Origin of the sequence: Pedobacter steynii (assembly GCF_001721645.1) — a bacterium.
In the GTDB taxonomy this organism is placed as follows: domain Bacteria; phylum Bacteroidota; class Bacteroidia; order Sphingobacteriales; family Sphingobacteriaceae; genus Pedobacter; species Pedobacter steynii_A.
In genome coordinates this window covers 435,414-448,359 of the sequence record NZ_CP017141.1, presented here as the reverse complement: position 1 = coordinate 448,359, position 12,946 = coordinate 435,414, and the positions used below count along the sequence as shown (strand labels likewise).

At 41.8% G+C, this 12,946-nt stretch carries 10 protein-coding genes; 8 read left to right on the top strand and 2 right to left on the bottom strand.

Annotated features, from left to right (window positions below):
- Positions 1-78 precede the first annotated feature (78 nt).
- The 6 genes from BFS30_RS01915 (at position 79) to BFS30_RS01890 (ending at position 10,045) form a co-directional block, all read left to right on the top strand.
- Positions 79-1,908 (top strand): sodium:solute symporter family protein, encoded by a 1,830-nt coding sequence (locus BFS30_RS01915; protein ID WP_069377722.1) that lies wholly within the window; start codon positions 79-81, stop codon positions 1,906-1,908.
- A gap of 25 nt (positions 1,909-1,933) precedes the next feature.
- Complete coding sequence (locus BFS30_RS01910; RefSeq protein ID WP_069377721.1) at positions 1,934-3,121, top strand: glycosidase; 1,188 nt, start codon at positions 1,934-1,936, stop codon at positions 3,119-3,121.
- A 22-nt stretch (positions 3,122-3,143) separates the two neighbouring features.
- Complete coding sequence (locus tag BFS30_RS01905) at positions 3,144-6,293, top strand: SusC/RagA family TonB-linked outer membrane protein (RefSeq protein WP_167353115.1); 3,150 nt, start codon at positions 3,144-3,146, stop codon at positions 6,291-6,293.
- Positions 6,294-6,304: 11 nt separating this feature from the next.
- Complete coding sequence (locus BFS30_RS01900) at positions 6,305-7,813, top strand: SusD/RagB family nutrient-binding outer membrane lipoprotein (protein ID WP_069382242.1); 1,509 nt, start codon at positions 6,305-6,307, stop codon at positions 7,811-7,813.
- Between the two features lie 100 nt (positions 7,814-7,913).
- Positions 7,914-8,324 (top strand): GtrA family protein, encoded by a 411-nt coding sequence (locus BFS30_RS01895; RefSeq protein WP_069377719.1) that lies wholly within the window; start codon positions 7,914-7,916, stop codon positions 8,322-8,324.
- A gap of 14 nt (positions 8,325-8,338) precedes the next feature.
- Positions 8,339-10,045: an ArnT family glycosyltransferase gene (locus BFS30_RS01890; protein WP_069377718.1), complete on the top strand. Its 1,707-nt coding sequence runs from the start codon at positions 8,339-8,341 to the stop codon at positions 10,043-10,045.
- Here the strand turns inward: BFS30_RS01890 and trxA are convergent.
- Together trxA and BFS30_RS01880 are read right to left on the bottom strand one after the other, a co-directional pair.
- Positions 10,038-10,328 (bottom strand): thioredoxin, encoded by a 291-nt coding sequence (trxA, locus tag BFS30_RS01885; protein WP_069377717.1) that lies wholly within the window; start codon positions 10,326-10,328, stop codon positions 10,038-10,040. The two genes, BFS30_RS01890 and trxA, sit on opposite strands and share 8 nt — an antisense overlap.
- A gap of 75 nt (positions 10,329-10,403) precedes the next feature.
- Entirely contained in the window at positions 10,404-10,700 is a 297-nt protein-coding gene (locus BFS30_RS01880) for a Dabb family protein (protein ID WP_069377716.1), read from the bottom strand.
- 239 nt (positions 10,701-10,939) lie between these two features.
- Here BFS30_RS01880 and BFS30_RS01875 point away from each other — a divergent pair, with 239 nt between their 5' ends.
- Positions 10,940-11,533, top strand: coding sequence for an RNA polymerase sigma factor (locus tag BFS30_RS01875; protein ID WP_069377715.1), 594 nt, complete (start codon positions 10,940-10,942; stop codon positions 11,531-11,533).
- 71 nt (positions 11,534-11,604) lie between these two features.
- Positions 11,605-12,726 carry a FecR family protein gene (locus tag BFS30_RS01870; protein ID WP_069377714.1) on the top strand — a complete coding sequence of 374 codons (1,122 nt, stop codon included), beginning with the start codon at positions 11,605-11,607 and terminating at the stop codon, positions 12,724-12,726.
- The last annotated feature ends 220 nt before the right edge of the window (positions 12,727-12,946 follow it).

Below are 12,946 nucleotides of genomic sequence, written 5' to 3'. Positions count from 1 at the left end.
GCCTTTTTGATTTGTGAATACAATTAATTGTTAAAATAGTATTGAAGCTGCGTTCGAAAATAGTATAGTTTTGAGTTTATGAAGTTTCAAGCCGTTGACATCATTATTATAGTAACGTATCTCATCAGCACGATCATTATTGGCTTTTGGTACCGTAAAAAGGCAAAAGAAAATAAGGAAAGTTATATCATGGGAGGAAAATCCCTTCCATGGTATAAGCTGGGCCTGAGTGATGCCTCGGATATGTTTGATATCAGTGGGACCATGTGGATGGTGAGCCTGTGTTTTGTGTATGGAATGAAAAGCATCTGGATCCCTTGGTTATGGCCGGTATTCAATCAGGTTTTTCTGATGATGTACCTGTCCAAGTGGCTAAGGAGGTCAAATGCAACAACTGGTGCAGAATGGTTATCTACAAGGTTTGGAACAACGGGAAGGGGAGTTGGCGCCTCCCATAAGGTAGTCGTTACTTTTGCCTTACTGAGCTGTCTGGGATTTCTGGCATATGGCTTTATTGGTCTGGGTAAATTCGTCGAGATTTTTATTCCATGGGAATTGGTAAAGGATTATGTTCCTTTTACAGTAGCGCCCCATTATGTTGCTCATTTCTACGGGATCATCTTTACGCTGTTTGCGATGTTCTACTCTATTTTGGGAGGGATGCACGGGATTGTATTTGGAGATATGATCAAATATGCGATCATGACCGTGGTCTGTATTTCCATTGCAGTAATTGCAGTGATCAACCTGAACGGAAGACAATTAAATGTTCCGGAAGGATGGGACAGTCCTTTCTTTGGAACACATCTGAACCTGGACTGGAGTTATATCATCGCGGATGTAAATAAAAAGATAGCAAATGATGGATATTCTTTGTTTAGTGTATTCTTTATGATGATGCTATTTAAAGGAGCGTTTGCTTCCCTGGCAGGGCCTCCACCGAATTATGATATGCAAAAAATCCTCTCCACGCGTTCTCCTAAGGAGGCCAGTAAAATGAGTGGCTTTGTATCTATTGTGCTGTTGCCAATTCGTTACTCATTGATTGTAGGACTTACAGTCCTGGGCATTCTTTATTATGATCAGATGAACCTGAGAGGCTTGGATGGAGCGATCGACTACGAACGGATTCTGCCGGCCAGTATCAATAGCTTTGTTCCCGCAGGTTTATTCGGACTGGTATTAACAGGTTTACTGGGTGCTTTTATGGGTACTTTCAGTGGAACGTTGAATGCAGCGCAGGCTTATATCGTAAATGATGTGTATCTGAAATATATTAATCCGGATGCCTCCAACAAAAAGATCATCTCTATGAACTATTGCTCAGGAGTACTTGTGGTGGCGGTTGGAATTGCCCTGGGCTTTTTTGCAAAAGATGTGAACAGCGTCCTACAATGGATTGTTTCTGCTTTGTATGGCGGTTACATTGCAGCCAATGTGCTAAAATGGCATTGGTGGAGATTTAATTCTTATGGCTTCTTCTGGGGCATGTTTACCGGAATTGTTTCTGCATTGGTATTTACCCGCTTCTTTGCAGGTGTGGAATTTTTATATTATTTCCCTTTGTTGTTTATTCTTTCCCTGGCAGGTTCTGTAATCGGTACTTATATGGCGCCGCCAACAGACACCGAAACACTCAAAAAATTCTACAGGACGGTTCGCCCATGGGGATTCTGGGGGCCCGTCCATCAACTGGTCATTGCGGACGCCCCTTCTTTTATTGCAAACAAGAATTTTGGCAGAGACATGTTTAACGTAGTGCTTGGAATTATTGCTCAGCTTTGTCTCACCCTTTTACCGATGTACCTGATTTTAATGATGAAACTGCCATTGCTGATCACGATAGCGATTCTCGCTGTCATCATCTTCATCCTCAAAAGAACCTGGTGGAATAAACTCGAAGATTAAGAACAAAACAGATTTGAACCGATATATGATGGATTACGACAAGAGATTGGCGCAGCTCATGGCTGCTCATCAGTCTTTAATTACGCGCAAAAACGAACAGGAAAGCTTAGGAAATGGCATTTTCAACCGGTATAAATATCCGGTCTTAACTGCTGAGCACACACCATTATACTGGCGTTATCACCTGAACAGGGACAGCAATCCCTTTCTGATGGAGCGTATTGGAATCAATGCAGTGTTTAATCCGGGAGCCATCAAGTGGAACAACAAATACCTGCTCATTGCAAGGGTAGAAGGAAATGATCGAAAATCTTTCTTTGCCATAGCAGAAAGCTCAAATGGAATTGATCAGTTTAAGTTCCGGGAATGCCCGATGATCATTCCTGAAACAGAGGTGCCTGATACGAATATCTATGACATGCGAATTACTACTCATGAAGACGGATGGGTTTATGGATTGTTTTGCACAGAAAGAAGAGATCCTGATGCAGCAGAAGGTGATCAGTCGGCTGCTCTGGCACAATGTGGAATTGTCAGGACCAAAGACCTTATCAGCTGGGAAAGACTGGATGATCTTAAAACAAATTCTCTGCAACAAAGAAATGTTGTGCTTCACCCGGAGTTCGTAGCGGGAAAATACGCTTTTTATACCCGTCCACAGGATTCTTTCATTGAAGCAGGCAAAGGTGGAGGAATTGCTTTTGGCCTTTCGGATTCCATAGAACATGCGGTTGTTCCGGAAGAAACGATCGTGGATAAGAAGCAATACCATACGGTTTATGAATCAAAAAACGGGCAGGGACCAGCACCTATTAAAACCAGTTATGGCTGGCTACACCTGGCTCATGGGGTCAGAAATACCGCAGCAGGATTGCGTTATGTGCTGTATGTATTCATGACTGATTTAAAAGAACTCAGTAAAGTGATTCATAAACCAGCAGGGTACTTTCTGGCTCCTGAAGGTGCAGAAAGGATAGGGGATGTATCTAATGTGGTATTCAGCAATGGCTGGATTACAGATGAAGACGGAAAGGTTTTTATTTATTATGCCTCCTCAGATTCCCGTATTCATGTGGCTACGAGTACCATTGACCAGTTGCTGGATTATGTACTGCATACTCCGGAAGATGAATGGAGATCGGCAGCGACGGTACAACGGATTTATAAACTTATTGATCAGAATAAAAAAGAACAATCGCCTAACCACCATTAGCTTACTAAACAACCAACCAAATATGAAAATTTTATTTACGATGCTGAGGGGCAGTGCAATGCCACTGTTCCTCTTCTTATTGCTGTTTGACAGCACGTTTGCTGCGGGGAAAAATGCTCCGGAAATGCAAAGGGGCATACAGGATACCCAGGTGACTGGAACTGTTACCGATTCTAAAGGAAACAAATTGCCGGGCGTATCTATTCTGGTGAAAAACCAGCAAGGTAAAGGAACCACGACGAATCAGGATGGTAGATACAACCTTGAAGTACCTGCTAATGCGGTACTCATTTTCCGTTTTATCGGTTTTAAAGAAACCGAAGTCCCGGTAAATGGCCGAAAGGAAATAAATGTTTCTTTAAGTGATGATGATGTGGCGCTGAATGAGGTGGTCGTTACCTCAATGGGCATAAAAAAAGAAAAAAAAGCGCTTGGTTACGCCGTAACTGAAGTTAAAGGAGAAGACTTTACCAAAGCAAGAGAAACAAATATTGCCAATTCCCTGGTCGGAAAAGTTGCGGGGGTAAATGTAACCAAACCAGTTTCAGGATCCATGGGTTCATCGAGGGTAATTATCAGAGGAAATACGAGTATCACCGGTAATAACCAGCCTCTATATGTTATTGATGGAATTCCGTTGGTAAATACCAATTTTGGTCAGAGTTCTGTGTTTTATGGAGGTAGCGATGGAGGAGATGGGATTTCCAGCATCAATCCGGATGATATAGAGAGTATGAGTGTCCTGAAAGGCGGACCTGCAGCTGCATTGTATGGCGCGCGTGCGTCCAATGGTGCCATTCTGATCACTACTAAATCAGGAAAGGCGCAAAAAGGAGTAGGGATTGAGTATAATGCTGCTTACACCATTGATCAGCCTATTTTTAACAATGAGAAGGATTATCAGTATGTCTATGGGCAGGGAACAAACGGAGTGGCTCCCAAAGATCAGGCAACTGCTTTTCAAAACGGGATCTCCAATTGGGGGGCGAAACTGGATGGTTCGCAGGTGATGCAGTTTGACGGAGTATTACGCCCCTACAGTGCAATAAAGGATAATAGCCGTAATTTTTATAACGATGGAAAAACTTTTACCAATACGATTTCCTTATACGGCGGATCAGAGAAAGCTACTATTCGTTTCTCTGCTTCAGACCTGGACAACCACGACCTGATGCCCAACTCGTCGCTGAAGAGAAATAATTTCACTTTAAACGGGAACCTGAAAGTGACGGATAAGTTTACTGCTCAGGTAAGTGCACAATACATCCGGGAGCGGGTAGAAAACAGGCCCAACTCAGGCGACTTTTCCTGGAATCCAAATGTGGGTGTGCAGCTTTTACCTGCCAATTATGATGTCAGAAACCTTTCCAGAAGGGTGGATGAAAAAGGGGATGAATACCTGGTCTCTTCAAATATTTATCTGGCAAATCCGTATTTCATTGCCTATGATATGCAAAACAGGGATAGGAAGGATCGCTTGATTGCTTCCCTGGATTTAAAGTATGATTTTACTTCCTACTTATATGCACGGTTACTGGCCGGAACAGATTTCGCCTACCGCCATTCTCAATACATCAGACCGGAAGGTAGTGCAATTGCCAATGGCAGTATGAGTGAAAATCAGGCTTATAACGGAGAATTTAATTCGCAACTGATGATTGGGTTTAAAAAGACCATTGCCAATGATTTTTCTGTAGATGCTTTTGTGGGTGGAAACATCATGAAAAGTAAACAATCCGGCTTAGGCGCTTCGGGAAGTCAGTTTATTGTGCCCTTCTTTTATTCGGTAAACAATACCGTAACTCAGGGGAGGTATTTTGACTTGTATAAAAAACAGTTTAACTCATTGTTTGCTTCTGCAGAAATAGGATATAAGGGTTATTTGTATGCGACTTTTACTGAACGTAATGATTGGTTTTCTACCCTTAGTGCGGCTTCAAACAGCATTCTTTATCCTTCTGCGAGTTTAAGTTTTGTCGCTTCCCAGGCAATTACGATGCCCTCATGGATCAGCTTTGCCAAATTACGTACTGCCTGGGCGAGAACAGGAAGTGATTCTGATATTTCTCCTTATGCACAGTCTCTTACCTATACTTTTGGCCAGCAGCATCTTGGGCAATCCCTGGCTTATATCAATGAGGGAACGATTCCTAATACGCGTTTGAAGCCAGCAACTTCAAAGTCCTATGAGCTGGGATTGGATACCCGTTTGTTCAACGACCGGATTGGACTGGAACTGACCTGGTACAATAGAAAAACAGTAAGTGATATTCTTGGTAGCCAGATCTCCATCGCTTCAGGTTTTACCAATGTACGTCTGAATAGTGGGGAAATGACAAATAAGGGATTGGAAATGATGGTTTCCGGAACGGTGTTTAAGCAAAAGTCTATGGCCTGGGATATGTCTTTTAATATGGGCTATAATAAAAATAATATCCTTTCTTTAGCAGACGGACAACAAGCTATGACCGTTCAGCAAAGCCGGCCAGGATTATATGGAGATGGTGGTGTCCCGGTATTTATTACTGCTGAGGTTGGAAAACCTTTTGGTGTCATACAGGGCTACGGTTATAAAAGAGATGATAACGGAAGTATCATTTACAACAATAAAGGTCTTCCGGTACAAGGTGAACTGACTAATCTTGGAAACAGCGTTTCTCCTTATACTTTGGGGTATAATAACAATTTCCGTTACAAAAACTTTAATCTGGGTATTTTGCTGGATGCTAAGTTTGGTGGTAAAATATCCTCAGGAACAAACAACCTGGCTTACCTGGCAGGATTGAGTAAAGAAACCTTAGCTGGTCGGGAAACCGGAATTGTGGGGGCCGGAGTGAATGAACAGGGGCAGCCAAATACAATCAATGTTCCTGCACAGGAATACTATAGCTGGATTGCCAATAATATCTCGGAGGAGTTTGTTTACGATGCCAGTTTTGTGAAGCTGAGACAGGTAGTCCTGGGGGTAAGTCTTCCTAAAAACTGGGTCGGAAGACTGAAAATGAGTGACGTGAGTTTATCGTTGGTAGCCAGAAATCTGTTTACACTGTATAAAAAAGTGCCAATAGTGGATCCGGAGTCAACCTTCCTTACGGGAAATATACAGGGTATAGAAATGCTTTCTGTACCGGCAACCCGTTCATTTGGATTAAACCTGAATTGCAAGTTTTAAAAAACAAAACCATGAAACAGAAAACATTATATATAGCAGCACTGTGGATATTGCTGGGTACCTCCTGTACCAAAGATCTGGAAGAGATGAACATCAATCCGAATCAGCCAACAAAAGTAGAACCAGGTCCTTTGTTTACCGCACTGGAATTACGTCAGGCCGGAACCTCTGTTGCCCGAAGAAGCAATGTAGGTTTTGGAATGATGATGGTACAACAAACTGCCACCACAAAAATAGATGACCTGGAAGGTGACAAGTACCTGCAAACGGAAAGTGCAGCGCTACTGTTCAATGAGGAATATGGTGTTCCGGTTGTGAATATGGCGATGTTGATTGATATGCTGAAAAAAGATCCTCAAAAGATAAATCTATATGCGGCAGCAAGGATCTGGAAAGTGATGCAAATGCACCGTTTGACGGATGCTTATGGAGATGTACCTTATTCGCAGGCTGGCCAGGGTTTCTTACAGCAGATTTATAAACCGGTTTATGATAAGCAGTCGGACATTTATGGAGATATGCTGAACGAGTTGGAGCAGGCCACCAAATCTTTTGACGCTTCGAAAGCTACCTTTGGTGCTGCGGATATTATCTACCAGGGTAAAATAGAACAATGGAAACGCCTGGGGAACTCTTTGATGTTGCGCCTGGCATTACGTCTGATTAAAGTTGATCCGGCGATGTCTAAGCAATGGGCGCTAAAGGCGATTCAGGGTGGTGTAATGCAAAATAATGCCGACATCTGTTTTATGAAACATACCGGCCCTCAGCAGGAATTGTCTAATCCGATTGCGTTTGACTTTCAAAAATTTGATCTGATCAGGGCGGGAGATATCAAAATGGGTAAGACATTTATGGATTATCTTAAGGCAACCAATGATCCCAGACTTGGGGTATACAGTTCCCTTCCAAATGGAAATAATGATCCTGTAGTACAAAAAGGATTGCCAAATGGTTTTAATGCAACAACAATTGCCGGAACTCCGGGTGGGGGAGACCTGAATACCTATTCTACCTTCAATGTAAACACCATCTTACCCTTAACCACCCCTACGTTCTTTATCACTTACGCAGAAACTGAGTTAATGCTGGCTGAAGCCGCAGCCAGACAATGGACTTCTGATCAGGCAGCGACCCATTACAGGGCCGCGGTGGAAGCTTCTATGGATCAGCAGAAACTTTATGGCAAGACGATTGCAGGAACAGAAGTAACTGATTACCTCAGCACCGGAAACCCCTTTCCAGCAGGGGCAGGTTTGGCACAGCAGTTAAAAACCATTAACGAGCAGTACTGGGTGGTCACTTTCTTAAATGGCTGGGAAAGCTATGCCAACTGGAGACGCACTGGAATTCCTCAGCTTACACCAGTGAATTATCCGGGAAACGTAACCGCCGGGACGATTCCAAGGAGATTCACATTTCCAAGGAACGAGTACAGCACAAATGGCGAGAACGTTAGAAAGGCGATTGCACAACAAGGCCCTGATGCTTATACGACCAGAGTCTGGTGGGATAAATAAATGATCATAAAGGCTGGATAACCGGATTTGCAAAGCAAACGGTTGTTCAGCCTTTTACTTGAAAATTTATATGTACTTTTGCTGGAAAGTACCTTTTTCTATGATAACCATTGCCGCGATTGAATTAAATAACGCTTTTCTTTTTAAGTTTTTGAAATTCGGTGTGGTAGGTTTTTCAGGGCTTATCGTAGACTTTGGCGTAACGTATCTCTGTAAAGAGAAGCTGAAGATTCACAAATATATTTCTAGTTCCCTGGGCTTTATTGTAGCCACAACTACCAATTATACCTTAAACCGTTACTGGACTTTCAATAATCACGACGCGGCCAGTATCACTCAGTTTGGTAAATTCTTTATCATCTCTTTAGTTGGTCTTTTTTTAAGCAACGCGCTGATTTATCTGCTCAATGATAAGTTGAAATGGAATTTTTATGTGGCAAAAGCCTGTGCGATAGTGATCATTTCTCTATGGAACTTTTTTGCGAATTATCTATATACTTTCTCCAGTTAAAATCTGATCCTTAAATGCTACAAACGAAAAAGAGTGCTGAACAAATATTGTTTATTTTTTTAGGAATATGGACCTTTTTAAATATAATTCAGGCAGGATTTGTAGAGGTACATGCCGATGAGGCTTATTATTGGGTATATTCCAGGTTTTTAGACTGGGGATATTTTGATCACCCGCCAATGGTGGCACTCTTTATCAAAATAGGAGATGCTTTGTTGCCGGGTACGCTGGGACTGAGAATATTTACGGTACTCAGCAGTACCCTATCTGTTTACCTGCTCTGGAAGATCGTAAAGCCCTATGCTGAAAATATCAAACTCTTTATTTTATTATTCAGCTCTATCGTTCTTTTTCACGTCTATGGTTTTATCACCACACCAGATGCTCCGTTATTCTTTTTTACGGTTCTGTTCTTTTACGTATATCAGAAATATCTGGCCGAGGATCGGTTTAAATGGGCAGTTCTCCTGGCGCTGGTGATTGCCTGTTTATTGTATAGTAAATACCATGGGATTCTGGTTTTATTCTTTACCATTCTTTCTAATTTTAAGCTATTAAAACGACCTTCTTTCTGGTTAATTGTGGGACTTGCAATACTGGCTTTTCTACCTCATATCTGGTGGCAGGTGCAGAATAACTATCCTTCTTTTTATTACCATGTGATTGACCGTTCCGCAGCTTTCTATAAGTCAAAATTCAGTACAGAATATCTTCTGGCTCAGCTGGCGCTTGCGGGACCACTTGTAGGGTGGTTTTTATACCAGTCGGCGGTAAGATTAAAAACTTCAGATGCATTTATAAGGGCAATTAAGGTGAATTGCTATGGAATCTTTATCTTTTTTCTCTTCAGCACGCTGAAAGGAAGGGTGGAAGCGCACTGGACTTTACCTGGAATGATCTGTCTTTTCATTCTGGCCTATCTGTTTATTTCCAGAAAGGATACTCCGAAATGGTTTGAAAAGCTGGCTATGGTGAATATTGTATTGGTGGTATTGGTCAGGTTAGTACTCCTGGTTCCGATTGATGCTTTAATGAAAGTTAAAGTGATTGCTTATTATTTTGGCAATCAGGCCTGGGCAAAACAGATTCATGAAAAGGCAGGTGATGCGCCGGTGATTTTTATAGATTCTTTTCAAATCCCTTCCCGTTATAACTATTATAACCAGAGCACTAAAGGTTTTGGTTATGACTCCAGGTATTACCGCAAGAATCAATATGACATCTGGCCGCTGGAAGATAGCCTTAGGAACAAAAAAGCATATTATGTTCTTCAGTTCAGTCATGGGGACGATCAGCCACAAGATACCATTCAGACTACCAAAGGATTGTATTATGGTCGTTGGATTGAACAGGTGAGGATGTACCAAAAGCTCAGTGTTAATCCGGTAGAGACTCCGGATGAGCTGAAAAAAGGGACGCCTGTTGCAATGAGACTGAAAATTACCAATCCTTATAATCAGGAGATTTATTTGGGAAATCTGGGCGAAAAATGGAAGTGTTACCTGGAATATAGCTTCAAAAACGGAGCGGACATGGAAGAGTTTAAGCCGGTAACTGCTGATTTGGAAAATATCAGGATTCCAGCCCGGCAATCTATAGAAGTATCCGCACAGTTTATTGCCCCCGCAGCTGCCGGCAAGTATAAACTGATCTTTTCGTTAAGAACGGAACCGTTTCGCGGCGGAAGGAACAGCAATATGATCTCTGTTGAAGTTAAATAGATAGCTGTTTTAACAGGCTCATCTGGTCTATCATCCCCGAATGTCTCCAGATGATTTCTCCCTTTTTAAAGAGCAGGAAAGTCGGAACGGCTTTGACATGGTACCTGGCTGCCGCGGCCTGGTTTTTGTCTATATTGATTTTGATGACGCGTGTCCTGCCTTCGGTAATTCTTGCTACCTCCTGAATTATTGGGCTCATCGATTTGCATGGACCACACCAATCGGCATAAAAATCAACTAATACAGGAGTTTCTGATTGGATAAGTTCTTGAAATGCACTCATGACGATTTGTTTGAATAAAAGTTTCCGGAGGAAAAGCTAATTATAAAGCTTCTTGCCCTCCGGATTATTTTTTAATTATAGCGAGTCATAGATGATCACCTTTTCAAAAAGGCTACGGAATTCATCCAGAAATGCAAGGTGTAAAGGGTGGGTCTGATAAACATCATGTCCCGCAAGATCTTCAAAAAATATGATCAGCGAAAAAGTGTAGGTAGTATCAACAACGGCACGGGAAATGGATGAAGGAACACCGATGTGGTAAGTTTTTACAGATTCAATCTTTTCTAAAGATTCAACACCTTTTCTGAAAGCATCTTTCTGATCGGTTGTGGTATCGGCTTTTAGCCAGAATAAAACGTGGTGAGCTAACATATTCTAATTGTTTTTCGGTAAATATAACAAAATGGAAGATGTTGGGAGTAAAGACTCGGAGACAGGGCCTGAAACCTGCCCCCGGAATCTTAATCTAGCGTGCTTTTTCTAAAACGGATGTCGAATACAAAACGCTACAGGGAATTAAAAAATAATTTATGATCCTTCAGAATTATTAATTCGAAAACAATTAAGTTACATTAATTTAATTTTGATAAATTAGTTTCGGGGATTCAAACATGTCAGCACCACATACTTTTTCCGATGATGATCTAAAGGCTAAATTGGTAGCGGGGGATGACTCTGCTTTCTCAGAGCTTTATGAACGGTATAGTGCGCAGGTTTATCAATACATTAAAAAATTTGTACATTCTACAGACCTTTCAGAAGACCTGACTCAAGAGATTTTTATAAAAATCTGGCAGTGTAAATCTAAGTTAGGAGAGGTTCAATCCATCAGGGCCTACCTTTTCATTATGGCCAGAAACCATACCTTGAACAGTCTTAAAAAAGCAATGAGATCGGATGTGGCAATGGCGGAAATCGTAAATAGCTTTGTGGAAGAAAGAAATGAGACGGAGGAAGAGCTGCTGAGTAAAGAATACCATGAGTACCTGGAAAGAGAGTTGAATGCTTTACCAGCCAGAACCAGAGAAGTTTTCCGCTTTTGCCGTCAGCAGGGGAAAAGCTATGATGAGGTAGCTATGGAATTGGGCATTTCAAGAAATGCAGTTAAAAATCATATGGTTGCGTCTATGAAAATTTTGGGTGCTTCTGCTAAAAGAGATCTGGGAGTGTCTCTGAGTGTGCTTTTGACCGTCTTATTAAAATAATCTAAAAAAAATATTTTTCCAGCTACCCTCGGGGTATCCAAATATTGTCTTCCTATTGAATGGCGTTCAATATGGAAGAGAAAGAATTTTATGCGACACTGGTACAGCGTTACCTGAACAAACAACTCAGTGATCAGGAACTGGAGCTCTTCAGTCAGCTGAGCAAAGAAGGTAAGCTGGATGAACAGCTTGCAAATGCCTGGAATGTGGAAGCAGGGATTTCTGAGGAAGATGAACAGGATTATCAACGTGTAAACAGACCGAAGCTGTTATGGCCAAGGATCGCAGTCGCCGCAACAATTTTAATTACCCTTTCTACCGGTCTTTACTTTTACTTTGATACAAAACCCGAATCAGAAATCGTTCAGTACGCTCTGGTTAAACAGGATGTAGAGCCTGGAGGCAACAAGGCAACTTTGACCCTGGCCGACGGCTCAAAAATTTCACTGACTGATGCCGGTAACGGACAATTGGCAGAGCAGGGGGGAGTGAAAATCAGTAAAAGTGCAAACGGACAGTTGGTTTATTCGGTGGTTGAATCAGGTCAGCGGGAGGCTGGTTACAATACCATCACTACACCCAGAGGGGGGATTTATCAGGTAAACCTTCCTGATGGTACCCGGGTTTGGCTAAATGCAGCCTCTTCGATCAAGTTTCCGACTACTTTTGCCCACCTGAATCAGCGTAAAGTAGAGCTTCAGGGAGAAGCCTATTTTGAAGTCTCCAGGAATAAAAAACAGCCGTTTATCGTACAGAGTGGCAAACAGCAGGTAGAGGTGCTGGGAACCCATTTCAATATCAATTCTTATGAAGATGAATCAGAGGTAAAAACCACATTGCTGGAAGGAAGTGTGAAAGTTTCTGCAGGAAATGTGATTTTATTAAAACCAGGTCAGCAGTCAACCGTTGGAGCAAGCCAGGGAGGGAGGGTTAAAGTGAGTCCGGCAAATATAGAGCAGGCAATGGCCTGGAAAAATGGATTTTTCCATTTTGAAAAAGAAAATCTTCATTCAGTATTACGTCAGTTGGCCCGGTGGTATGATATTGAGGTGGTTTATCAGGTAAACCGTGCTGATGATGAGTTTATGGGTGATATTCCACGTGGGGTGAAGTTGTCTGAGGTACTGAAGATCCTGGAGTTTGAGGGTACTCATTTCAAAATAGAAAATAGAAAATTGATCGTGACGAAATAAACCAATTCTTATATCTAATTAACCGCATTGTTAAACCAAACCCGGTCGAATATGAAAAGATAAATACACAAGAACCAAAGATCTTTTATGAAGGAATAAACCGGACCCTGCTCGCAACAGGATCCGGATTGCCCATCCTTTCATATCAGAATGGAACATAGTTCCGGTTGACCTCAAAAAAAACTTATTGGATAATTAATGAATAAACCAAAACATTCAA